The 24,099-nt window shown below is 66.6% G+C and carries 20 protein-coding genes; 15 read left to right on the top strand and 5 right to left on the bottom strand.

Annotated elements, in window-relative coordinates; translation table 11 throughout:
- Window positions 1–3: 3 nt before the first annotated feature.
- On the bottom strand, window positions 4–1,419 hold the full coding sequence (locus BFF94_RS03135; RefSeq protein WP_219138966.1) for a circularly permuted type 2 ATP-grasp protein: 1,416 nt from the start codon (window positions 1,417–1,419) through the stop codon (window positions 4–6).
- 578 nt (window positions 1,420–1,997) lie between these two features.
- On the opposite strand from BFF94_RS03135, the gene BFF94_RS03130 reads away from it, so the two are divergent.
- The 10 genes from BFF94_RS03130 (at window position 1,998) to BFF94_RS03085 (ending at window position 15,784) form a co-directional block, all read left to right on the top strand.
- Window positions 1,998–2,993: a LysR substrate-binding domain-containing protein gene (locus BFF94_RS03130; protein ID WP_219138965.1), complete on the top strand. Its 996-nt coding sequence runs from the start codon at window positions 1,998–2,000 to the stop codon at window positions 2,991–2,993.
- A gap of 730 nt (window positions 2,994–3,723) precedes the next feature.
- Window positions 3,724–4,134: a ubiquitin family protein gene (locus BFF94_RS03125; protein WP_128843124.1), complete on the top strand. Its 411-nt coding sequence runs from the start codon at window positions 3,724–3,726 to the stop codon at window positions 4,132–4,134.
- 63 nt (window positions 4,135–4,197) lie between these two features.
- Window positions 4,198–4,992 (top strand): hypothetical protein, encoded by a 795-nt coding sequence (locus tag BFF94_RS03120; protein ID WP_128843123.1) that lies wholly within the window; start codon window positions 4,198–4,200, stop codon window positions 4,990–4,992.
- A gap of 105 nt (window positions 4,993–5,097) precedes the next feature.
- The gene (gene pgaA, locus BFF94_RS03115) at window positions 5,098–7,734 is read left to right on the top strand and encodes a poly-beta-1,6 N-acetyl-D-glucosamine export porin PgaA (RefSeq protein WP_128843122.1); all 2,637 of its coding nucleotides are present in this window, start codon (window positions 5,098–5,100) and stop codon (window positions 7,732–7,734) included.
- 15 nt (window positions 7,735–7,749) lie between these two features.
- On the top strand, window positions 7,750–9,843 hold the full coding sequence (gene pgaB, locus BFF94_RS03110; RefSeq protein WP_128843121.1) for a poly-beta-1,6-N-acetyl-D-glucosamine N-deacetylase PgaB: 2,094 nt from the start codon (window positions 7,750–7,752) through the stop codon (window positions 9,841–9,843).
- On the top strand, window positions 9,840–11,111 hold the full coding sequence (gene pgaC, locus BFF94_RS03105; RefSeq protein WP_128843120.1) for a poly-beta-1,6-N-acetyl-D-glucosamine synthase: 1,272 nt from the start codon (window positions 9,840–9,842) through the stop codon (window positions 11,109–11,111). Before pgaB ends, pgaC begins: the two co-directional genes overlap by 4 nt.
- Complete coding sequence (locus BFF94_RS03100) at window positions 11,089–11,577, top strand: Biofilm PGA synthesis auxiliary protein PgaD (protein WP_128843119.1); 489 nt, start codon at window positions 11,089–11,091, stop codon at window positions 11,575–11,577. The genes pgaC and BFF94_RS03100 overlap by 23 nt, the downstream gene beginning before the upstream one ends.
- 110 nt (window positions 11,578–11,687) lie before the next feature.
- Window positions 11,688–13,511 (top strand): glutamine--fructose-6-phosphate transaminase (isomerizing), encoded by a 1,824-nt coding sequence (gene glmS / locus BFF94_RS03095; RefSeq protein WP_219138964.1) that lies wholly within the window; start codon window positions 11,688–11,690, stop codon window positions 13,509–13,511.
- Window positions 13,508–14,776, top strand: coding sequence for a hypothetical protein (locus BFF94_RS03090; RefSeq protein WP_219138963.1), 1,269 nt, complete (start codon window positions 13,508–13,510; stop codon window positions 14,774–14,776). The genes glmS and BFF94_RS03090 overlap by 4 nt, the downstream gene beginning before the upstream one ends.
- A 171-nt stretch (window positions 14,777–14,947) precedes the next feature.
- Window positions 14,948–15,784 (top strand): c-type cytochrome, encoded by an 837-nt coding sequence (locus tag BFF94_RS03085; protein ID WP_219138962.1) that lies wholly within the window; start codon window positions 14,948–14,950, stop codon window positions 15,782–15,784.
- 10 nt (window positions 15,785–15,794) lie between these two features.
- On the opposite strand, the gene BFF94_RS03080 is transcribed toward BFF94_RS03085, so the two are convergent.
- The 3 genes from BFF94_RS03080 to BFF94_RS03070 are packed head-to-tail and all read right to left on the bottom strand — an operon-like array spanning window position 15,795 to window position 18,761.
- The gene (locus BFF94_RS03080; RefSeq protein WP_128842107.1) at window positions 15,795–17,051 is read right to left on the bottom strand and encodes a Zn-dependent hydrolase; all 1,257 of its coding nucleotides are present in this window, start codon (window positions 17,049–17,051) and stop codon (window positions 15,795–15,797) included.
- Complete coding sequence (locus tag BFF94_RS03075) at window positions 17,044–17,568, bottom strand: L-2-amino-thiazoline-4-carboxylic acid hydrolase (protein ID WP_128842106.1); 525 nt, start codon at window positions 17,566–17,568, stop codon at window positions 17,044–17,046. The genes BFF94_RS03080 and BFF94_RS03075 overlap by 8 nt, the downstream gene beginning before the upstream one ends.
- 26 nt (window positions 17,569–17,594) lie before the next feature.
- The gene (locus BFF94_RS03070; protein ID WP_219138961.1) at window positions 17,595–18,761 is read right to left on the bottom strand and encodes a branched-chain amino acid ABC transporter substrate-binding protein; all 1,167 of its coding nucleotides are present in this window, start codon (window positions 18,759–18,761) and stop codon (window positions 17,595–17,597) included.
- Window positions 18,762–18,938: 177 nt separating this feature from the next.
- Between BFF94_RS03070 and BFF94_RS03065 the strand changes: the two genes are divergently transcribed.
- The 5 genes from BFF94_RS03065 to ahpF all read left to right on the top strand — a co-directional run bounded on the left by BFF94_RS03065 (window position 18,939) and on the right by ahpF (window position 23,135).
- Window positions 18,939–19,835, top strand: coding sequence for a LysR substrate-binding domain-containing protein (locus BFF94_RS03065; RefSeq protein WP_128842104.1), 897 nt, complete (start codon window positions 18,939–18,941; stop codon window positions 19,833–19,835).
- 119 nt (window positions 19,836–19,954) lie between these two features.
- Window positions 19,955–20,173 carry a CopG family transcriptional regulator gene (locus BFF94_RS03060; RefSeq protein ID WP_128842103.1) on the top strand — a complete coding sequence of 73 codons (219 nt, stop codon included), beginning with the start codon at window positions 19,955–19,957 and terminating at the stop codon, window positions 20,171–20,173.
- The gene (locus tag BFF94_RS03055; protein ID WP_128842102.1) at window positions 20,167–20,532 is read left to right on the top strand and encodes a type II toxin-antitoxin system VapC family toxin; all 366 of its coding nucleotides are present in this window, start codon (window positions 20,167–20,169) and stop codon (window positions 20,530–20,532) included. Before BFF94_RS03060 ends, BFF94_RS03055 begins: the two co-directional genes overlap by 7 nt.
- A 321-nt stretch (window positions 20,533–20,853) precedes the next feature.
- Entirely contained in the window at window positions 20,854–21,417 is a 564-nt protein-coding gene (ahpC, locus tag BFF94_RS03050) for an alkyl hydroperoxide reductase subunit C (RefSeq protein ID WP_128842101.1), read from the top strand.
- Between the two features lie 119 nt (window positions 21,418–21,536).
- A complete protein-coding gene (gene ahpF / locus BFF94_RS03045; RefSeq protein ID WP_128842100.1) occupies window positions 21,537–23,135 on the top strand; it encodes an alkyl hydroperoxide reductase subunit F in 1,599 nt (532 codons plus the stop codon).
- 87 nt (window positions 23,136–23,222) lie between these two features.
- On the opposite strand, the gene BFF94_RS03040 is transcribed toward ahpF, so the two are convergent.
- Complete coding sequence (locus tag BFF94_RS03040; protein WP_219138960.1) at window positions 23,223–24,002, bottom strand: extensin; 780 nt, start codon at window positions 24,000–24,002, stop codon at window positions 23,223–23,225.
- Window positions 24,003–24,099: the final 97 nt, after the last annotated feature.

Here is a 24,099-nt window from a genome sequence, read left to right as displayed (position 1 = left end):
GGCTCAGTCGGCCAGCACCCAGGTGTCCTTGGTGCCGCCGCCCTGGCTCGAGTTGACGACGAGCGATCCTTCCTTCAGCGCGACGCGCGTGAGCCCGCCCGGCGTGATGCGGATCCGGTCCGACACCAGCACGAACGGCCGCAGGTCGACGTGGCGCGGCGCGAGGCCGGCTTCGGTCAGGATCGGCGTCGTGGACAGCGCCAGCGTCGGTTGCGCGATGTAGTTCGCGGGGCGCGCGCGCAGCTTCGCGGAAAATGCCTCCAGCTCGGCCTTCGACGCGCACGGCCCGACCAGCATCCCGTAGCCGCCCGAGCCGTGCACTTCCTTCACGACCAGTTCGTCGAGATGCTCGAGCACGTACTTCAGGCTGTCGGCCTCGCCGCAGCGCCAGGTCGGCACGTTCTCCAGCAACGCCTTGCGGCCGGTGTAGAACTCGACGATCTCCGGCATGTAGGAGTAGATCGCCTTGTCGTCGGCGATGCCCGTGCCGGGCGCGTTCGCGATCGTGATGTTGCCCGCGCGGTAGACGTCCATGATCCCCGCGACACCGAGCACCGAATCGGGGCGGAACGTGAGCGGGTCGAGGAACGCGTCGTCGACGCGGCGGTACAGCACGTCGATCGGCCGGAAGCCCTCGGTCGTGCGCATCGCGACGCGGCCGTCGATCACCTGCAGGTCGCTGCCCTCGACGAGGTGCACGCCCATCTGGTCGGCGAGGAACGAATGTTCGTAGTACGCGGAATTGTGGATGCCGGGCGTGAGCACGGCGATGGTCGGGTTGTCGGCGTTGCCGCCCGGCGGGCACACGGCCGCGAGCGACTGGCGCAGCATCTGCGGGTAGGTCTCGACCGGGCGCACCTTCACCTGCTGGAACAGCTCCGGGAAGAGCTGCATCATCGTCTCCCGGTTTTCCAGCATGTACGACACGCCGGACGGCGTGCGCGCGTTGTCCTCGAGCACGTAGAACGCGTTCTCGGCGGTGCGCACGATGTCGACGCCGATGATGTGCGTATAGACGTTGCCGGGCGGCCGGAAGTCGATCATCTCCGGGACGAACGCCTCGTTGTGCGCGATCAGGTGCTTCGGCACGATGCCGGCACGGACGATTTCCTGGCGGTGGTAGATGTCGTCGAGGAACGCGTTGAGCGCCATCACGCGCTGCTCGATGCCGAGCGACAGCCGGCTCCATTCCGCGCCCGAGATGATGCGCGGGACGATATCGAACGGAATCAGCCGCTCGGCGGCCTCCGCGTCGCCGTAGACGGCGAACGTGATGCCCGTCTTGCGGAACACGCCTTCCGCGTCGTGGGCCTTCTGGGCGAGGCTCGCGGGGTTCTGTGTGTCGAGCCACTGCTTCAGGCGCGCGTAGGGCGCCCTTACCATGTCGCCGGATTGCAGCATTTCATCGAATGGCTTCATCGATCTTTTCTCCATCGATCGTTTTCCCCGGCATTGCGCATGCCGGACCGGCGTAATGAGTGTCTTGCAAGGAACGTGCCTTGTGTGCCCCCCTTTCTGAGCCGCGCCAGGCATGCCCGGGCGGCAGGCCGCACCATCACGGTGCAGCGCGCGACACATTTGCGGCCTCGATGCGCCGCGATCGCGCACGGCCGATGCTGCGCCGCGTCCAACGAACATAGTTCTCCCGCATGTCACGAATGTGCAATCTGCACTGCACAAAAAACGGGCCGCCTGCGGCACCGGGCCACCGGAACGACGGGAGGGAAAGGCGGGCCCGGCACACGCACCGCGCGTACCGGGCCCTGGGGAAGTACCGTCTGCGGCCGTACCGGCAGTTCGACGCGATGAACTGTCCGGTTAACCGGGTCCGGCACCTCAACGCTATGTAGCCGTAATCCCGTCGACAATGCCCATGCATATTTCGACTGACACCGATCGAAAAAAAACATCGGGCGGACCTGCACGAGGCGGGGTACGCTTGAAAATTGGTGCGCCGCCGCCCGCCAGGCGCCCGACTATAAAAAGCGAAGATCGAAATGGAAGCAAAGTGGCTGGAAGATTTCCTGAGCCTTGCGGATACCAAGAGCTTTTCCCGGGCCGCGCGTAACCGGCACCTGACGCAGTCGGCATTCAGCAGACGAATCGCCGCGCTCGAAACCTGGATGGACGCGAAGCTGGTCGACCGGAGCATCAACCCGATCACGCTGACACCGGCCGGCCAGATGTTCCGCGGGCTCGCCGCGGACATCCTGCGCAGCATGTATGCGGCGCGCAATCTCGTGAACGGCTACGACCAGTTCGCGGCCAGCGACCAGGTCGTGCGTTTCGCGGTCGCCCATACGCTCGTGTTCACGCTGTTTCCCGAATGGCTCAAGCAGCTCAACGGCGAGGTCGGCCACGTGGCCGCGCGCGTCAACGCGGTGAACGTGCCGGAAGGCGTGCAGCAGCTCGTCGAAGGCGAATGCGACCTGCTGATCGGCTATCACCATCCGCAGCTGCCGATCGTGCTCGACCCGAACCACTTCCCGTTCGTCAGCCTCGGCGTCGAACGGATCCTGCCGGTGTCGACGCCCGACGCGCGCGGCAAACCCGTGTTCCAGTTGCCGGGCACGCCCGACGCGCCGCTGCCGCTGCTCGCGTATTCGTCGGGCGCGTTTCTCGGCAATATCGTCGAGATGCTGCTGCTGAACGCGGCCGAGCCGTATGCGCTGCACCGGTGCTTCGAGACGCACATGTCCGAGGCATTGAAGGGCATGGTCATGGCCGGGCACGGGATCGGCTGGCTGCCGGAGAGCTGCGTCGCGAAGGAGCTCGCGGAAGGCACGCTCGTGTGCGCAGGGTCCGGGGACTGGATCACCGAACTCGAGATCCGCCTGTACCGGTCGGCACGCAAGCGCGGGCTCGCGGCCGAGCAGCTGTGGACCTACATCATGAACCGGCCGCGCGAGGCGATCGAAGACGCGGCCGGCATCGAGCCGTCGGCCGCGCCGGCGATGCGCATCGCGCGGCGCAGCGCGGGCGGCAGCCGCTGATCTTCGCGTTCGCGTCGTCCGCGTATGCGTGCACGGCGCGAGCGCGGGTACGGTATCGGGTAATCCCGAATCCGCCTGCCTCTGCGTCGCGCTGCATTCGCGCGAATGCGAGCTCCTTTCCGGAAGCAATCGACCCTCCCGCCCTACCCCGTGAAATCATCATGCCGGGCCCGTAATCGACATCGCCTGAAACGCAAACGTTTGCTTTTTAAAGTCGTATTTTTACTGCGCCGCATTAAGTCCGAGCATTAAGTCCGAGCATTAAGTCCGATTTTATCGATAGAAATACGTTGTTACAGAACAAATTAAAAGTTTCGATTTATCTGCAACAGTCTAAAATATCAAAGACGTCGCACCCTCATTTCAAATAACGCGCTCCCGCATCCGGATTTTCATCTATTCACTTCGAACACAGATGCAATAATTTCTTTTATCAGTCGTTATTTTTCGGCACGAATTTCGATACCTCCGATGTGATTCAATACGTGCCCGATCACCGCTACCGACGAGCAATATTCATATTCGGCAATATCGACTTTCTTCAGCGGTAAACAAGCCAGACAAATACGTCGCTATCGTATTTAAATAGGATCTTTCACTCCGTCAGATTCAGGCCACATCCGATTGTCGGTTCAAAAACCATCGTGTATCAATAGCATGTCGCAAAAAGCACGCTGGCAAACTTGACTCGGAATAAATGCTTGCCATTGATTCCGGACAGGAGATTGAAATGTCTTCGTCGTTTCGACAGCAGGCTCGCCCTTTCCTGAGCGTCTTCATCTCCGCGCTCTGCATGAACGCGATGGCCCAGGCACCCGCGTCCGGCCCGGGCGCAGGCCGCTACGTGATCTCGTATATCTGCGGCGATGCGCGAATCGACGGCACCGCGCCGCTGCCTCCCGACGGGCGTCCGTACAACCTGGGCGTGTCGTTTGCTTCCGCCAGTACCGGGCAACCGCTCGCCAACGTTCAGGTGCGCCTGAGGCGACATGGCCGCGTGCTGGTCGAATTCAACGCAACGGGATCGCGCTGCCTGTTCAGCGTGCCGGATGCGAGCTACCGGGTTGAAGGGACATACCAGGGGAACACGCAGTTCGCGATCGTGGAAACCGGCGCACTCACCACGCAGTTGCGCTGGTGAACGCCGCCTGCCCCCGCCCCGATTGTTTCATTCACCGCCGCGTATCGAATCGAGGAGCATTGAATGTCTCGTGCAGAACGACCGGATGGCCCGCCCACCGACCAGCCGAAACCCTCCTGGGGTCCTGGAAAGAATGCGGCACTCAGCTTTGTCGCGTTTGCGACGATCTCCGGCCTCTTCGCGTATGCCGAGCGGGACACGGCGGTCGGCCATGCCAGCGTGGCGCACGACATCGCCGGCGTGATCGGAACCGCCGTCGGGAAGTACCGCAAGGCGATCGTGGCCGCGACCTCCCGCGCAACCGGTGCGTCCGGAATATCCAGCGCGCCCGGGCCGGCGTCGACCGACGCACCGGCCACGCCGCCCGCGCCGCCGGTGCAGGTGCCGTCTGCTTCGACGGCGTCCGAGATGTCGACGGTGCCGCCCGCCACGCTCGCGGCCGGACCGGAAGCCATGCCGCGGGCAGCAGCCCGCGCCGCCGCGAAACACGAGCAATCGTCGCATGCACCGCCCGTGACACTGGCGGCCGGGACGCATGCCGCATCGGCTTACGGTCGCGCCACGCGGCACGGTGCCGCGCATCGCGCACCGCGTACGGAAACGCTGGCAGGCACGAAAAAACGCATGGACTTCGTGCCGAAACCGCAGCCGTACGGCACCGACTCGCCCCGCATGGAGACGACAAGCGTCACGCACGCGGAACTGGAAGGCGCGCGGGCGCTGGCAAAGGCGCGCTCGTGCGCGCAGATCGACGCATGGAACTGTGTGGAACAAAACGCGAGCCGGGCGCTCGCGATCGACCCGAAGAACAGCGAATCGCGCGCGCTGCTTGGGCAAGCGATCCGTAATCGCCTGTAAGCCGGTTTTCGCATGGCCGGGCCTCGCCGCCCGGCCGCGCAACGACCGGCGGCATGCACCGTCAGGCATGCAACCGCTGTAATCGTTACAACGTGGGGACACACCGTGGCCAACAATCGGAAACAACAATGCTCCACCGTCGCTCCGTCCAACCGGCGGATCCTCCTGCATGCGCCTCTCGTGTTGCTGCTCGTCGCGTCCGGACCCTGCTTCTCCACCGAAGGCGATGCGGATTCGGGCGGCATCAGCGAAATCGCCGGGACCAACGGCGCGCCGGATGCGCTGACGCCCACCATGCAGCCAACGGTCACGTCGATTCAGATCGCCGAGGATGCGGGCGCCCAGCCGCCCAATGCGCCGACACCGATCGCGCAGGCTGCGGATGCGTCGCTGCAGCTTGCCCAGGCCCCGAGCGCTCAGCCGGCGAACCTGCCGACGACGATCGTGGTGGCGTCGGAGGATCCGGCACCGCAAGCTCAAACCGCAGGCACGTCTCCACCGGACACGTCGACACCGGTCGCACCGGCTTCGGACGCTCCGATGCGGATCGCCCAGGCCTCGGACACGCCACCATCAAGCACGTCGACGTCGATCGAGCCAGCCTCGGACACCCCGGCCGCGACCACCGCGCCGCCGAATGCGCCGAATGCGCCGACGCAAACCGCGCAGGCGTCCGGCACCCCGATGCCGAATTCGCCGGCGCCCGTTACTCAAACGCCGGGCTCGCAACCGGCGTCGTCCCAGGGGCCGAATTCCCAGACGCCCGGCGCCCAGCTACCCGGCGAATCGACACAGCGATCGCAAGGGCCGGACGTCGAAACGCCGAATGCCCACGCGCCGAATCTCGGTACCGCCGACGTCGAGACCGTGCGCAACGACGTGTTCGGTCTCGCGGCGAGCGGCGGCGCGATCAAGGCGCTCGACGAAGCGAAGGCGCGGCCCGATGCGTTCTCCGCCGTCGACATCGCGCAACTGGAAGAACTGTCGATTCGCCAGCAGGTACGCGGCGGACGCGACAAGTCGCGCTCGATGACGAGTTCGGACCGCTTCGACGGACTCGACACCGCGCTGCGCGCGGCGGACGACCTCGACAAGCGGATGCCGGCCACGCCCGAGTACACGCCGGTCAGAACGGCGCTCGCGGGCGACCGCACGGTCGCCTATGCGGCACGCGGCGACATGAAAACGGCCGTCACGACGTTCGAGACGATTCCGCCCAGCGCGGAGATCTCGATCGACGCGCTGGCGGCCGTCGGCGACGCGTACCTGTACCTGAGCGAACCGGCCAAGGCGAATGCCGTGTACCAGCGTGCGCTGAATCAGGCAAGCGCGTCGCCGACGGACCGCGCGACCCGCGGCTTCCAGTACGGTGCACGCACGCGTCCGATCGAACTGCGCGAAGGGCTGTTCTGGTCGTATGTCGACCAGGGACGCGCGGCGGACGCGAAGCAAGCGCTCGACGACATGGGCAAGTCGCTGCCGCCGGCCAAGGATGTCCGCACCTGGGGCCCGGAAGAAAGCGACTATCTGCGCTACTACCGGCTGCGCGCGCAATACCTGATCTTCACGGGTCACGCCGACGAAGGGATCGCTGCGCTCGAGGAGCTCGAGAAGGAGGTGCCGTTCAACGCGGAGGTTCGTGCCGCGCACGCTGACGCGGTGTCGGGGCAGTCGCATCCACGCCAGGCGATCGCCATGTATCGCGCGTCGCTGACCGACCACCCGGACAGCGTCGAGATGCTTGCGGGCCTGGGCCGCGCGTCGCTCACGGCAGACGACTACGCGACCGCGAAGAGCGTCGACCAGACCTTGGACAACACGTTCCCGGACAGCGGCGCCGTGCGCAGCTTCAAGCGCGACTACAAGGCCTACCGCAGCCCCATATTCACGACCGACCTGAGCTTCGAGCACGGCAACAGCGCGCTGGCCGACAACAGCTTCACGTCGGACAGCTACATCTATTCGCAACCGTTCGGCGACAACTGGCGGGTCTTCTCGCACACGTTCTTCGGCCACGCGCAAACCGACAGCGGCAGCGTCAGCCGTACCCGCACGGGCATCGGCGGCGACTACCGGCACGGGCCGCTCACGGTCCTCGGCGAAGTCACGCGCTCGCTCGGCGGGGACGGACGGACGGGCGGCCGCGGGTCGATCGCGTACGCGCTGAACGACTACTGGACAGTGGCCGGCGGGCTCGACTCCAACGACAACTCTCTGCCGTGGAAGGCGTATGCCGCGCACATCTGGGGTCGCTCCGCGCACGTCGAGCTCGCATATCGGCAGAACGATCGCCGCGAGGTCAAGCTGAGCTACGGCGTGAGCCGCTACAGCGATTCGAATTTCCACCAGGAGATTTCCGCAACCGGCACGCAGCGCGTGTACACGTCCGCGAACCAGCTCGTCAACGTGTCGCTGAATCTCGGCACCGACAGCAACACGCGGCACGACGCGCCCTACTTCAGCCCGGGCCGCGACTACGCGGCCGCGGCGACCGTCATGCACCAGTTGACGATGTGGAAGAAGGGCGACATGTCGTTGCAGCAGCGCGTGTCGGTGTCCGGCGGCGTGTACAACGAGCGCGGCTTCGGCACCAGCCCGCTGTGGAGCGCACGCCTCGAGCACGCATGGACGTTCAAGCACGACATCACGCTCACCTACGGCGTCGAGGTCAGCAGCCATGCGTACGACGGCCAGCGCGAGCGCTCCGAAACCGGCTTCCTGTCGGTCAACCTGCCGTTCTAGCAAGGAGATCGCGCAATGCAATCCAGACGGACCTTCATGTGCGGATGTCTCGGCTCGTTTACGGCCTGTTCGCTGTTTCCGGGCGTGACGAACGCCAAGATGATCGACCTGCTGCCGCCGTCCGATCCGGTCGACGGCAAGACGTTCCGCGTCATTTGCCTGCACGACGTGCGCGACAACCTGATGGCGTCGTTCTCGTCGGCATCGGCGATGGTCGACCCGTTCGCGGTCGATACCGGCACGCTGACCGCGATCTTTTCGTGGCTGCAGACCAACAACTACCACACCATCACGGTCAAGCAGATCGAGGAGTCGCGGCACGGCGGCAAGCCGCTGCCGCCGCGCGCGGTGCTCCTCACGTTCGACGACGGCTACCGCAGCCATTACACGAAAGTGCTGCCGCTGCTCGAGCGCTTCAAGTATCCGGCGGTGATGGGCATCGTCACCGCGTGGATCGATGCGCCGCCGGATGCGCCGATCCGCATCAGCGACAAGGTGCAGATGCCGCGCAACTACTTCATGTCGTGGGACGAGGTGCAGAAGGTCGGCCAGTCGCACCTCGTCGAGCTCGGCTGCCACACCCACAACCTCCATCATGGCGCGGTCGCGAATCCGCAAGGCAACGAATTGCCGGCAACCACGTCGCATCTCTACCTGCAAGCCGAGAAGCGCTATGAAACCGATGCCGAGTTCGAAACGCGCGTGCACAACGACCTGCAAACCTGCGTGCGGCAGATTCGCGAACGCACCGGCATCGTCGCACGCTCGATGGTGTGGCCATACGGCGCGGAAAACCAGCCCGTGCGCAAGATATCGACGTCGCTCGGCATGGATATCCAGTTCAGCCTCGACGCCGGCCCGAATACGCCGGACGTGCCGCTGGACCGGCTGCGGCGGATCCTGATGATGTACGACGTCGACATCGGCGGGTTCGAACGCTCGATGCGCGAGCCGGCGTCCAACCGCGGCGACGTCGACGTACCCGAGCGCACCGTGCAGGTCGATCTCGACCAGGTCTACGATCCGGATCCCGCGCGTCAGGAAGCGAATCTCGGCAAGCTGATCGAGCGCATCTACCGAATGCAGCCGAAATCGGTGTACCTGCAGGCCTGTGCGGACCCGAAGGGCACGGGTGTGGCCGAAGCGGTGTATTTTCCGAACCGGCACCTGCCGATGCGCGCCGACCTGTTCTCGCGCGCTGCGTGGCAGTTGAACACGCGCTCCAACGTGCAGGTGTACGCGTGGATGCCGGTGCTCGCGTTCCGGCCGCCGGCCGACAAGCAGCGCGGGCTCGAGGCCGTGAGCGCATACGGCGGCGCGCCGGCCCGCGAGAACGGCACGCGCTTGTTCCGGCTGAGCCCGTTCGATCCGGGTGCGCGGCTGATGATCCAGCAGATCTACGAGGATCTCAGCAAGCACGCGTCGTTCAGCGGCATCCTGTTCAGCGACGATGCCGTGCTCGACGACTACGAGGATGCGGGCCGGCATGCACTGCGCATCTATTCGCAGTGGGGCCTGCCGGCCGACGTCGGCAAGATTCGCGAGGACCCCGACCTGATGAAGCGCTGGACGCGGCAGAAATCGCGCTACCTGATCGACCTGACCCGCCAGCTCGAACAGATCGTGCTGGCTCACCAGAATGCGGGCGACGTGCTGACCGCGCGCAACATCTTCGCGCTGCCGGTGCTCAAGCCCGAATCGGAAGCGTGGTACGCGCAGAACTACGACGATTTCCTCGCCACCTACGACTACGTCGCGTTGATGGCCATGCCGTACATGGAACAGGCGAAGGATCCCGAAGGCTGGCTGGACCAGCTCGTGCAGGCCGTCCGTGCGAAGCAGCGCGGGCTGCAGCGCACCGTGTTCGAACTGCAGTCGTACGACTGGCACGCGCACAAGGACGTGCCCGCCAGCACGCTGCTCGCGCAGATGCGACGGCTGCGCAGCAAGGGCGCGGTGAATTTCGGCTACTACCCGGACAACTTCCTGAACGGCCAGCCGGAGCTCGAGGCGATGCGCGACGTGATGTCGCTGAAGTCCCGCCTCGACCCGACGTCGATCAACGCGCTGATGCAGATGCAGCAATCGCAGGGGAAGAAGACGCCATGACGACCCACGGCATCATCCAGCGCGTGCAGGATTTCGTCTTCTACTACCCGTTCTTCATGTCGTATCTGTGGATGATCGGCGGCGTCGTGCACTACTTCCTGCTCGAGGAAGGCCGCGAGCTGTCGACACGGACGATCGCGGCGAGCGGCATCCCGAAGATCTCGATCGTCGTGCCCTGCTTCAACGAAGCCGCGAACGCGCGCAGCGTGATCCGCCACCTGGACGCGATGCAGTATCCGAACTACGACATCATCGCGGTCAACGACGGCAGCAAGGATCGCACCGGCGAAATCCTCAACGAGCTGGCCGTCGAGATTCCGCGTCTGATCGTGATCCATCACGCGCGCAACGAAGGCAAGGCGGTCGGGCTCACGACCGCGGCGGCCATCTCGAACGCGGAATACCTGCTGTGCATCGACGGCGATGCACTGCTCGCGCACGACGCGATCGGCTGGATGCTCGAGCACTTCCTGACCGACCCCGGCGTCGGCGCCGTGACCGGCAACCCGCGCATCCGCACGCGCACGTCGCTGCTCGGCCGCATGCAGGTCGGCGAATTCTCGTCGATCGTCGGGCTGATCAAGCGCACGCAGCAGGTGTACGGCCGCATCTTCACGGTGTCGGGCGTCATCACGATGTTCCGCAAGACCGCGCTCGCCGACGTCGGCTACTGGAGCTCGGACATGCTGACCGAGGACATCGACATCAGCTGGAAGCTGCAGTGCCGCGACTGGCGCGTCGTGTACGAGCCGCATGCGCTGAGCTGGATCCTGATGCCGGAGACGCTGAAGGGGCTCTACCGGCAGCGGCTGCGCTGGTCGAAAGGCGGCATCCAGGTGCTGATGAAATACGCGGGCACGCTCGCGCGGCCGACGCAGATGATGATGTGGCCGCTGTTCGTCGAGTACCTGATCGGCATCGCGTGGGCGTATTCGATGTCGTTCATCCTGCTGCTCGCGCTCGTCGGCGTCGTGTATCCGCTGCCGCAGAACTGGCACGTATCGGTCGTGCCGCACTGGCACGGCATGCTGCTGGTCGCGACCTGCATCCTGCAACTGATCATCGGCAGCATGATCGATCGTCGCTACGACGAAAAACTCCTGATGTATTTCCTTGACACCATCTGGTATCCCGTCGCTTTCTGGCTGATCACCATGGTCACCACCGTCGTCGCCCTGCCTGCCGTCGTGCTGCGGGGCCGCGGCAAGCGAGCCGTATGGGTCAGCCCCGACCGAGGCATTCAACATGAAGAACGCGCCGATTATTGACCTTTCCCTGCGCACGCCGCGCGAAATGATCGCCGAACGCGGCCCCATCGTCGGGCCCGTGATGGTCGTGTGGTTCCGCTTCGTCCGGCCCGCGCTGGTCGGCGCCGTGTGGGCATCGATCTGCATCTACACGTACCGCTACCTGCTGCCGTTCAACGAGGCCGAGATGCCGATCGAACAGATCGTGTTCTACGCGACCAGCATCGCGATCATCGCGGGCACGACCATCACCTGGCTGATCGCGGGGCGCGTCGTGCATCCGCTGGCCTACCGGCTGCGCGTGTCGAAGATGCTGCGGCGCTCCGCCAGCGCGAAGGTGCGCCCGATGCCCACGACCGTGCTGGCCGGCACCCGCCGGCGCGACGCGCGGCGCACGACGCGGATTCTCGTCGCGTCGCACGATGCGAACGGCTCGATTTCCGGCATCGAATGGGTAGCCCACGCGGGGCCGCAACCCCGCGAGTAGGTCACCGGAGCGGCGCCGCACACGGGACGTGCATCCGTGGCGCGGCGCCGCTCCTTGCACCGCGCCGTCGCGCATCGCCGGCCGGCAACTTCCTTTGGACGAGGTGAATCATGTGCGGAATCGTCGGAGCAAGCGGCCTGAACAATCAGGTGCCACAACTGGTCAATGCGTTGAGCCGGCTCGAGTATCGCGGCTACGATTCGTGCGGCATCGCCGTGCAGGATGACGGCCGCCTGCGCAGCGAGCGCACGCTGCGCCGCGTGACGGACCTGCAGGCGCGCGTGCTGACGCTCGGCCTCGAAGCGCAGACCTGCATCGCGCATACGCGCTGGGCGACGCACGGCGCGCCGTCGGAAATGAACGCGCATCCGATCATGTCGGGCGACACGATCGCGGTCGTGCACAACGGGATCATCGAGAACCACGACACGCTGCGCGCCGAACTGCGGGAGCGCGGCTACACGTTTCGCGGCCAGACCGACACCGAGGTGATCGCGCACCTGATCCACAGCGTCTATCGCGACGACCTGTTCGACGCGGTCGTGCACGCGGTCAAGCGGCTGCACGGCGCGTACGCGATCGCGGTCCTGAGCGCGCGCGAGCCGCAGCGCCTCGTCGCCGCGCGCGCCGGCTCGCCGCTCGTGATCGGCATCGGCGCCGAGCAGAACTACCTCGCATCGGACTGCGCGGCGCTCGGCGACCTGACCGACCGCTTCGTCTACCTGGAGGACGGCGACGTCGCGCTGATCACGCCGGATCGCATCGCCGTGGTCGATTCGGCCGGGCACGACGCGCAACGCCCGCTGTGCGAAGTGAAGGCGCGCGACGGCGATGCCGCGCTCGGCCCGTACCAGCACTTCATGCAGAAGGAGATCTTCGAGCAGCCGAAGGCGATCGACAGCACGCTCGACGGCATCGACACGATCTCGCCCGCGCTGTTCGACGCGACCGGCAGCACGCGCTCGCTGCTCTCGCGCGTGAGGAACGTGCTGCTGCTCGGCTGCGGCACCAGCTACTACGCGGGCCTGACCGCGAAGTACTGGCTCGAGGGCATCGCGGGCGTGCCCGCGCAGGTCGAGATCGCCAGCGAATTCCGCTACCGCGACACCGTGGCCGATCCGCGCACGCTCGTCGTCGGCATTTCGCAGTCGGGCGAAACGGCCGACACGATCGGCGCGATCGAGCGCGCGCGCGACATGGGCCAGCCGCTCTCGATGGCGATCTGCAACGTGGCGACCAGCACGATCGCGCGCAACGCGCCGTTGCGGTTCCTCACGCGGGCCGGCGTCGAGCTCGGCGTCGCATCGACCAAGGCGTTCACGACGCAGCTCGTCGCGCTGTTCGTGCTGACGCTGACGCTCGCGCAACTGCGCGGCCGGCTCGACGCGGCGCAAGTCGCGATGCACCTGAAACAGTTGCGCGCGCTGTCCGGGCGCATCAACCACGCGCTCGCGCTCGAAACGCAGATCATGGGCTGGGCCGCGAAGTTCGCGCGCACCGAGAACGCGCTGTTCCTCGGGCGCGGCATTCATTTCCCGATCGCGCTGGAAGGCGCGTTGAAGCTCAAGGAGGTGTCGTACATCCATGCGGAAGGCTACGCGGCCGGCGAGCTGAAGCATGGCCCGCTCGCGCTCGTCACGAGCGCGATGCCGGTGGTCACGATCGCGCCGGACGACCGCCTGTTCCAGAAGCTGAAATCCAACATGGCCGAGGTGCGCGCGCGCGGCGGGCGGCTCTACGTGCTGGCCGGCAGCCAGCTCGAGATCGACGCCGACCGCGACACGCACCTGATCCGCGTGCGCGAGTCGGGCGACCTGCTGTCGCCGATCGTCAACGTGATCCCGCTGCAACTGCTCGCGTATCACGTCGGCTGCGCGCGCGGCGCCGACGTCGACAAGCCGCGCAACCTCGCGAAATCGGTGACCGTCGAATGACGCGACGAACGCGCCCGGCGCAGGCGGCCGCATGGCGCGTCGCGGCCGCGCTCGTCGGCGCGTGCGGCATCGGCGCGACGCCGCCGTCGGCCCTCGCCGACGCGCCGGCCGTGCATACGGTCACCGTGCGGGATGCCCCATCGCCGCAGGAGACCGGCGACTCGCGGCGCTTCATGCACGGCATCGGCGTAGCCGACGCCGGAAACGGCAAACGCTGGGTGTTCTTCAGCAGCTCGGGCATCGTGCCGCGTGGCGCGCTGCGCAACGGCAACTGGCCGCATGACGTGTATGTCGGCGAATGGCTGCCCGGCAAGCCGCACCTGCTGCACGTCCGTCCGTTCATCAGCCGCCCCGAGGCGCAGGAGCCCGTGTCGATCGCGCAGAACGCGCACGGCGACATCTTCGTCACGTTCGAGGACGGCTGGAACGCGACGCAGGAAGTCAGCCAGCGCTACGGCGTCTACGGCCGCGACCTGAAGCCGGTCAAGCCCTACCCGAACGACGTCGAATCGGGCGGCCACTCCGGGCATGTCGCGACGGTCGGCGAACGCTTCGTCGTGTTCTATTCCGCCGACTGGATCGACGGCGGCGGCGTCGACAACCTCGGCACCGGCGGCGGCGTCTACCTGAAAACCTACGATGCGGCCGGGCGCGTGCTGAACCACGTCGAGGTCGCGCCGCATCGCCGCGAATGGTGGCCCGTGATCGCGGGTTCGCCGCGCACCGCGCTGCTCGTCTGGCAGAAATTCATCGAAGGCAGCACCGACGCGACGCTCGAATACGCGATGTTCGATCCGGTCACGGAGAAGCTGGACAAGCTGGGGGCGCTCAACGAGGCCATCCAGTACTACGTGTACTCGTCGGCCTACGTGCCGGCGCTCGACCGCTTCCTCGTCGTCACGACGACGGCGGACGATCGCGGCGTCGCGATGCTGATCGCCCCGGACGGCCGCCGCACGGCGACGCTCGACTGCCTGCCGGCGTCGGTGCGCGAATCCGGCATCGGGGTCTCCGGTACGCACGCGTTTATGCCGACCCGCGACGGGCGGCTGCTGACGCTCGCGCTCGCGCCGGCGGGCATTGCGGTGAGCGGCGTGCAGCGTTCGCCGATTCCGTGGGGCACGACGGGCATCGCCGGTTTCCCGGCGCGCGGCACGGCGATGCATTTCGTGTCGCTGACGCCGTTGGGCACGCGCGAAGCCGATTTCGAACCGGAACGGGACACGCCGTTGCCGAAGAACGAAGCGCGGTGTTCGAGTCATTGACGGCCGTCCGGCCAGCGGTTGCGTCGTCAATGCGGTCAGCCCGCACATTCCTCCCTTCCCGCGCCGAAGTCGCCAGCGCCGCGCGTACCGGATAGACTGTCGCCCGATTCCTTCCATCGGCCGCGGCTAGCGTCCCCTGCCGCCGCCGGAACGCCCTTTCCCGGAGTACGAATGCTGAAGCGCCGGTGGTTTTCGCTTGTGCTGCTGACGGTTTGCCTGATCGGACAACGCGCGTCGGCCCAGTCCGCGCTGGAACTCGAGACCGACGGCACGGCCCGCGCCCTCACGCGGCAGACGCTGCTCGCGCGCCCCGATGCGACGGACATCCACGTGCCGCGCGACATCGCGTACGGCCGGCCGATGAAGTTCCGCGCCGTGCCGTTCGCCGCGCTGCTCGGCGACACGCCGCTGCCGGCCGACGGGGTGCTGGAAACGCGCGCGGCCGACGGCTTCGCCGCGCAACTGCCGCTGGATCTCGTGCGCCGCCGCGCGCCGGCGGGCGCCGTCCCGTGGCTCGCGATCGAGGATCCGGCCAGGCCGTGGCCGAAGCTGCCCGGCAAGCAGGTCAGCGCCGGGCCGTTCTATCTCGTCTGGCTCGGGCCGGACGCGTCGTCGGTGCGCGGCGAACAGTGGCCGTACCAGATCGTGCGCGTCACGATCGAATCGTCGCCGCTCGCGCGCTGGCCGTCGCTCGCCGTCGATGCCGCGCTGCCCGCAAGCGATCCGGCCCGCGCGGGCCAGCACCTGTTCGTCACGCAATGCCTCGCGTGCCACCGCGTCGACGGCGCGGGCAGCAGCCATGCCGGCCCCGACCTGAATGCGCCGATGAATCCGGTCGACTACTTCCAGCCCGCCGCGCTGCGCCGCTATATCCGCAACCCGGCATCGGTGCGCGACTGGCCGGGCCGGAGCATGCCGGCGTTTCCGCCCGACCAGCTGAGCGACCGGGAACTCGACCAGATCGTCGCGTATCTCGCGTATATGGCGCGGCGCAAGGCCGGCAAGTAGGACGCGCGCGTCAGGCGCCCGCTTCCTGCGCGCTCTGCAGCACCGCGCGCAACAGCACGTCGGCGCCCGCCGCCGCCCATTCGGGCGTAATCGCTTCGGCCTCGTTGTGGCTCAGCCCGTCGACGCACGGCACGAAGATCATTCCGGTCGGTGCGACGCGCGCGACGTAGCACGCGTCATGTCCCGCGCCGGACACGATGTTCATGTGCGACAGACCGAGCGCCCGGGCCGCGTCACGCACCGCGTCGATGCAGCGCGGCGCGAACGGCACCGGCGCATACGTGAAGATCTGCTCGATCTGCGCACCGAGGCCGGTTTCGTCGACCACGCGCGCGAGTTCCGCGCGCAGCACCGCGTCCAGTTCGTCGAGCACCGCATCGTCGGGGTGGCGGAACTCGACCGTGAAGAAGCAGCCGCCCGGCACCGTGTTGCGCGAATTCGGCCGTGCCTCGATCATCCCGACCGTTGCGCGCGCATCCGGTGCGTAGCGGCGGCCGAGCACTTCGACGAACGAGATCATCCGCGCGGCGCCGACCAGCGCATCGCGACGGAACTCCATCGGCGTCGTACCCGCGTGCGCGTCGACACCCGTGAGCGTCACCTCGTACCAGCGCTGCCCCTGCCCGGCCGTCACGACGCCGATCGTCTTGCCGGCCCGTTCGAGAATCGCGCCCTGTTCGATATGCAGCTCGTACGCCGCGTGCACCTGATAACCGCCGACGGGCTCGGCACCCGCATAGCCGATCCGCTCCAGTTCCTCGCCGATCGTCTTGCCCGTGCCGTCGGTACGCGACAGCCCGTATTCGAGCGTATAAACGCCCGAGAACACGCCGGCCGAGACCATCGCCGGCGCAAAGCGCGAGCCCTCCTCGTTGGTCCAGATCACGACGTCGACCGGACGCTCCGTCTCGATGCCTGCGTCGTTCAGCGCGCGCACGACCTCGAGCCCGCCGAGCACGCCGTAGATGCCGTCGTAGCGGCCGCCGGTCGGCTGAGAATCGGCATGCGAGCCCGTCATCACCGGCGCGGCGTCCGGATTGCGGCCCGCGCGGCGCGCGAACACATTGCCCATTTTGTCGACGCGCACCGTGCAGCCGGCATCGTGCGCCCACTGCACGAACAGGTCGCGCGACTCGCGGTCGAGATCGGTCAGCGCGAGACGGCAGACGCCGCCCTTCGGCGTCGCGCCGATCTGCGCCATCCGCTCGAGCGAGGCCCACAGGCGATCGCTGTCGACGCGCGGCGCGCTCACGTTGTCGTCACGCATCGCCGTTCTCCCGCGCGGGCTGCAGTGCGTAGCGGAAATCGCAGCGCTTGCCGCCCTGCATGATCGTGCTCGTGCGCGTGAGTGCGATGCGCGGCGCATAGCCCTCGATGAAATGACTGTCGCGCGCGCAGCTCAGCAGGTGCCCGATCTCGCCGAGCCCCATCGCGTGGTACATCTCCGCGTAGCGGCAGCGATGCACGTCGTAGTCGTAGTGCGCGTCGTCCGCGCGCCGCACCTCGACGTCGAGCGCATCGTCCTTTTCCCACAGCACCTGCAGCGCGATGAACGACTTCACGCTCGTGCCGCCGGGCTCCTGCGCGGCGAACGTGCGGCCCGCGTCGACGGCCGCGCCGCGCACGGCTTCCGCGATCACGGCCTGCGCGCGCTCGGCGCCGAACTCGCGCTTCATGATCTCGTAGATCGGCTTGATGATTTCCGCTTCGATGCGGCGCCGTGCGAGGATCCCGAGGCGCGTGTCCTCGGGTGCGGCGGCGGATGTCTGGTTCGCTTCGGTCATGGGGATCGTCTTGGTCGTTGTGTTGCTTACCTGGCTACGGTGCGCGCGCCGCCGAGCACGTCGACGACGGTCCACTTGCCGCCGCGCACCTGGTAGATCGTGAAGGCCGGGTCCTTCAGGTTGCCTTCGGCGTCGAACGCGATGCGCCCCGTCACGCCGGGGCGCTCGATCGCACGAACCGCCGCGACCAGCTTTGCCGGTTGCGTCGTGCCGGCCTTCTGCGCGGCCGCGATCAGCGTGGCGGCCGCGTCGTACGCGAACGGCGCATGCAGTTCGATCGGTGCACGGAAGCGCGTCTGGTATTGCGTGTCGAATGCCTTGCCGCCCGGCATCCGGTCGAGCGGCAGGCCCGGTTCGAGCGCCGTCACGCCGTCGCCGTCCTTGCCCGCGAGCGACAGGAAGGTCTGGCTCACGAAGCCGCCCGCGCCGAGCAGCGGCGCGTTCACGCCGAGCTGGCGCATCCGGCGCGCGATCGGTGCGGCCTGCGCGTCGAGGCCGCCGAAGAACACGAGATCCGCGCGCTTGCCCTTGATCGCGGTCAGCACGCCGCTGAAGTCGGTCGTCTTGTCGTTCACGTACTGGCGATCGACGATCGCGCCGCCGTTCGCCTGCACGCCCTTGATGAACTGGTCGGCCAGCCCCGCGCCGAACGACGTGCGATCGTCGATCACCGCGATGCGCTTCGCCTTCAGCGTCTTCACCGCATACGCACCCGTGAAGTTGCCGCCCGCATCGTCGTGACCCATGATGCGGAAGGCCGTCGCATAGCCCTGCTGCGTGTATTGATGGCCGGTGGACGCCGGCGCGATCTGCGGAATGCCCGCATCGCGGTAGACGCGCGACGCCGGCACGCTGCAGCCCGTGTTCCAGTGACCGACGACGCCGATCACGTGCTGGTCGACGAGCTGCTGCGCGACCGCGACGGCCGTGCGCGGGTCGGACTGGTCGTCCGCCGCGACGAGCTTGTAGACGACCGGCTTGCCGCCGATGGCCGGATGCTTCGCGTTCGCGTCGTCGATCGCGAGTTGCGCGCCGTTCTGCAGATCCTTGCCGATCCGCGCGGACGGGCCGGTGAGCGGCGCGGCGAGACCGATCAGGATCGTCTGCGGCGCGGACTGCGCGAACGCGGGAACGGATGCTGCCAGGGCGGCCGCCGAGAATGCGAGGCTGACGGGAAGGAAAGCGATTTTCATGTGCGAGGATCGTGGAGTCGGATCAAAACATGAAAAATATTAAATATTCAGCACCCAAACCCCAAATACCCAATTGTTGGATGCTTATAGCGTTCTCGACACATTAACGCATTCCATTGTAAATAAAGGGTATTTTTAGATTGTCGCTTACCCTGATTTTTCGATAAAATTCGACACATGAAAAATATCGAACAATTGCCGCACGATCCGCCGCTGCGCGCGGTGCGTGCGTTCGAAGCGTTTGCGCGTCTCGGGTCGGTCACCGCGGCGGCGGGCGAGCTCGACATCACGCCGTCGGCGGTGAGCCATCAGCTGCAACTGCTCGAAGCGTTCATCCAGACGCCGCTGACAGTGCGCGAGGGCCGGCTGCTCGCGCTCACCGACGAAGGACGCGACTACTACCGGTCGATCAGCGCCGCGTTCTCGGTGCTGCGCAGCGCGACGCGCTTCGTGCGCGACCGTTCGTCGCTGCGGCAGATCACCGTCAGCCTGATCCCGCTGCTCGGCATCGGCTGGTTCATTCCGCGGCTGCACGCGTTCCTGGCCGACAACACGGACGTCGACGTGACCGTGCTGTACGCGCATCACCGCAACTACCGAAGCGATGCGTCGGACCTGTCGATCCGCTTCGGCACCGGCGACTGGCCCGGCTACCGCTGCGAACGGCTGCTGCCAGGCGCGATGGTGCCGATGTGCAGCCCGTCGTTCCTGAAGCGTCACGGGCCGTTCCGCACGCCGGCCGATCTCGCGCGCGCGCCTCTCGTGCACGACGAGGATCGCAGCACGTGGGTCAACTGGCTGCAAGGCGCCGGCGTGCGGCATGTGTCGCACGCGGTGGGGCCGATGTTCGAGGATGGCCAGCTCACGCTGAGCGCCGCGCGCGCGGATCTCGGCGCCGCGTTGCTGCGCGCGCCGCTGGTCGAACGCGAGCTGGAGAACGGCGAGCTCGTGAAGCTGTTCGATCATGCGCTCGACGACGGGCGCGATTACTACCTGTGCACGCGCGAGGACGCGGACATGCCGGACGGGGCACGGCGGCTGGCGGAGTGGTTGAGGAAGATGGCGGGGATCTGAGCGGAGCGCCTGCCCGCGTTGCCGAACCATGGTTTGCGCGAGCGCGCCGCGCCCGGCCCGGGTGTTGCGGACCTTCGATTGGGTATATATGATATGCATATCATATATCGGAGGCTGCCATGAGCCGGATTCTGCTTGATCTGTCGGATGGCCAGCTCGACGAGTTGGCCGTCATCGTCGAGACTGAACATCGTCCCCGCGCCGCAATCATCCGCGACGCGATCGATGCCTACATCGCCCTGCACAAGCGTCCGCTCGCGGACGACGTCTTCGGTCTCTGGAAAGATCGCACGGTCGACGGGCTCGCCTATCAGGAAGAACTGCGCTCGGAATGGTAAAAGCTCTCTTCGACACCAACATCCTGATCGATTATCTGGGCGGCGTGGAATCCGCCCGCGCGGAACTCGGCCGCTATGACTATCGCGCGATCAGCACGATCTCGTGGATGGAGGTCCTGGTCGGTGCATCCGCGCATGATGAAGCCCCGATCCGGGCATGGCTGTCGTCATTCGAGGTCATCGCACTCGACAGCACGGTTGCAAATCGCGCCGTGACCATTCGCAAGGAACGCCGCATACGCCTGCCCGACGCGATCGTCTGGGCATCGGCGCAAGTCAACGGGCTGCTGCTCGTGTCGCGCAACACGAAAGACTTCCCCGCCACCGAACCCGGCGTTCGCGTGCCCTATCGGATCTGAGCCGATGTCGCGCAGCCACGCAAATGCGTCGGCACGCCCCAGGCACCCCGCACCGCTTCCGCAGAAAGTAGCGCGTGTGTCGCGCCGGAAAATATCCTGATCGACGCCCCTCGGCGCAAGGCCCTTCTTGCTCAGGGCCCCGCACCGCCTCCTCCACGCTCGACGTGTCGGAAAGCGCGATCCCGACGCCCCACACAATCAAGGGCCGGAAGCAGATAGAAAATCCCGATGCCTCGGATTGAAACAAGCAATTTCACAAAGTCAGGGTGAACCCGGATACTGGCAACACTCCACTCACCACTGAACCAAAGGACTCTCCAGATGCCGATCATCAACACCCAAATCAAGCCGTTCAAGGCAACCGCTTACCACAACGGCGATTTCGTGCCCGTCTCGGAAGAGAACTTCAAGGGCAAGTGGTCCGTCGTCGTGTTCTACCCGGCCGACTTCACGTTCGTCTGCCCGACCGAGCTGGGCGACCTCGCCGACCGTTACGCGGAATTCCAGAAGCTGGGTGTCGAAATCTACGGCGTGTCGACCGACACGCACTTCACGCACAAGGCATGGCACGACACGTCGGACACGATCGGCAAGATCAAGTACCCGATGATCGGCGACCCGACGCTCACGCTGTCGCGCAACTTCGACGTGCTGATCGAGGAAGAAGGGATGGCGCTGCGCGGCACGTTCGTGATCAACCCGGAAGGCGAGATCAAGCTGTGCGAAATCCACGACAACGGCATCGGCCGCGACGCGAGCGAACTGCTGCGCAAGGTGCAGGCTGCGCAATACATCGCGGCGCACCCGGGTGAAGTGTGCCCGGCCAAGTGGACGCCGGGCGCGGAAACGCTGACCCCGTCGCTCGACCTGATCGGCAAGATCTGACGATCGCTCCGCGCGCCTCGCACGAGGCGCGCGACGGCGGGCCGCCGCAGCATGCGGCCCGCGCCCTCCTCCGGCACGACGTGCCCGACCAGAATCATTAATACGGAATCCGAAACGCCATGCTCGACGCCAATCTCAAGAATCAACTGAAAGCGTACCTCGAAAAAATCACGCGCCCGATCGAACTCGTCGCCTCGCTCGACGACAGCGCGAAATCGCAGGAACTGCTGGCGCTGCTGAACGAGATTGCGTCGCTGACGGATCGCGTGACCGTGGCCGAACGCCGCGACGACGCCGAGCGCAAGCCGTCGTTCTCGATCGGCGAACCCGGCAAGCCGGCCGGCATCCGCTTCGCCGGCATCCCGATGGGCCATGAATTCACGTCGCTCGTGCTCGCGCTGCTGCAAACGGGCGGCCACCCGATCAAGCTCGACGACGACGTGATCGAACAGATCCGCGCGCTCGACGGCGACTACGCGTTCGAGACGTATTTCTCGCTGTCGTGCCAGAACTGCCCGGAAGTCGTGCAGGCGCTGAACGTGATGTCGCTGATCAACCCGCGCATCCGTCACGTCGCGATCGACGGCGCGCTGTTCCAAAGTGAAGTCGAGTCGCGCCAGATCATGGCCGTGCCGACGATGTTCCTGAACGGCGCATCGTTCGGCCAGGGTCGCAGCAGCGTAAAGGAAATCCTCGCGAAGCTCGACACGGGCGCCGGCGAACGCGCCGCGAAGTCGCTCGAGAACAAGCCGGTGTTCGACACGCTGATCGTCGGCGGCGGCCCGGCAGGCGCGGCCGCGGCGATCTACTCGGCGCGCAAGGGCATTGCGACGGGTGTCGTCGCCGAGCGTTTCGGCGGCCAGGTGCTCGACACGATGGCGATCGAGAACTTCGTGTCGGTGCAGGAAACCGAAGGGCCGAAGTTCGCGACCGCGCTCGAGCAGCACGTGAAGCAATACGACGTCGACATCATGGACGTGCAGCGCGCCGACGCGCTGATTCCCGGCGACGTGCACCAGATCCGCCTCGCGAACGGCGCGGTGCTGAAGGCGAAGACGATCATCCTCGCGACCGGCGCGCGCTGGCGCGAAATCAACGTGCCGGGCGAGCGCGAATACCGCAACCGCGGTGTCGCGTACTGCCCGCACTGCGACGGCCCGCTGTTCAAGGGCAAGCGCGTCGCGGTGGTCGGCGGCGGCAACTCGGGCGTCGAGGCCGCGATCGACCTCGCCGGCATCGTGAAGGCCGTCACGCTGATCGAATTCGGCGCGCAACTGCGCGCGGACGAAGTGCTGCAGCGCAAGCTGCGCAGCCTGCCGAACGTGACGATCGTCACGCAGGCGCAAACGACCGAGCTGACCGGCGACGGCAACAAGCTGAACGGGCTCGTCTACAAGGATCTGCGCTCGGGCGAAACGCAGCGCATCGATCTCGAAGGCGTGTTCGTGCAGATCGGCCTCGTGCCGAACACCGAATGGCTGAAAGGCACGATCGAGCTGTCGAAGCACGGCGAGATCGTGGTCGATGCGCGCGGCGCGACGTCGGTGCCGGGCGTGTTCGCGGCCGGGGACGTGACGACGGTGCCGTTCAAGCAGATCGTGATTGCGGTCGGCGAAGGCGCGAAGGCATCGCTCGGCGCGTTCGACCACCTGATCCGGCAGGACGTGACGCCGGCAGCCGCCACGCAGCCGCAGGCCGAGGAAGCGGTCGCCGCGTAACGCGCATCGGCAAAACGGTTTGTCTCTCTTGGCCCCGCATGCCTTGGTCGGCGTGCGGGGTCCTTTTTATTCCGAAGGCGATTGCGGTTACTTGGTCGCGGTCGGGTCGCCGTTCGCCGGCACGGGCGTCGTCGACTTGAAATGGCTCGACTCCCTGACCAGTCGCTCGGTCATCGCGGCGGCAACCGGATTCGCACCTGACGACGAACCCTGTTGCCGGTACGAACCGGCGCTTGACGACATCGACGACATCGGCGGCGACGGCAACGACGGGTCGAGCTTCGCCGATTCCCTGACGAGCGCTGCCGTCTCCGGCGTTTCGGATTTCGTGGTGGCAGGCGATGCGGCCGCGTGGCGTTCGAGGCCGTCGCGCTTGCGCGGCGCGCGTTGCGTGACCTGCGCCGGCGCGGCCGGCTGTGCGGGTTTGGCGGCCGGCGGTGCTGCCGGCGGGGTCGAATCCTGCGCATCGACCGTCACGACGTTGACCTTCGGCGGCGGTACGCTCGGCTTCGTCACCGGCTGCGCTTTCTCGCTGACGACAGGAACGGCGGGGACAGAAGCAGGCGCGGCGCTGACGCGCGCGGGTGCGGCCGGGGCGGGTGCTGGTGCAGGCGGCGGAACAGCCGCCTGTTGCGGTGCCGTATCGGCATGGGCGGCCGTCGCGGCGGCCGGTGCCGGCGGCGCGATGGTGCCCTGCACCGCGTGATCGTTGCTCGCAGGCGCCGCGGCAACAGGCGCGGCCGAATCGCCGATGCCGGCGTCTTCGATCGCACGGTGGTCCGCACGCAGGAGCATCACGTACGCGGTACCGGCCGCGGCTACCAGGAGCCCTCCGGCGATCATCAAGGTCTTGCGGGTACTCGTCATGCTTGCTCACCGATCATATCGTCGTGAACGAGCCATCATACGCGGCCATCGGCCGTGGATCCCGTATGAATACATTTGGTTGCATTGATGCCGGCGA

It is taken from the genome of Burkholderia catarinensis, assembly GCF_001883705.2.
Classification (GTDB): domain Bacteria; phylum Pseudomonadota; class Gammaproteobacteria; order Burkholderiales; family Burkholderiaceae; genus Burkholderia; species Burkholderia catarinensis.
This window is presented reverse-complemented; position numbering and strand designations above follow the sequence as displayed.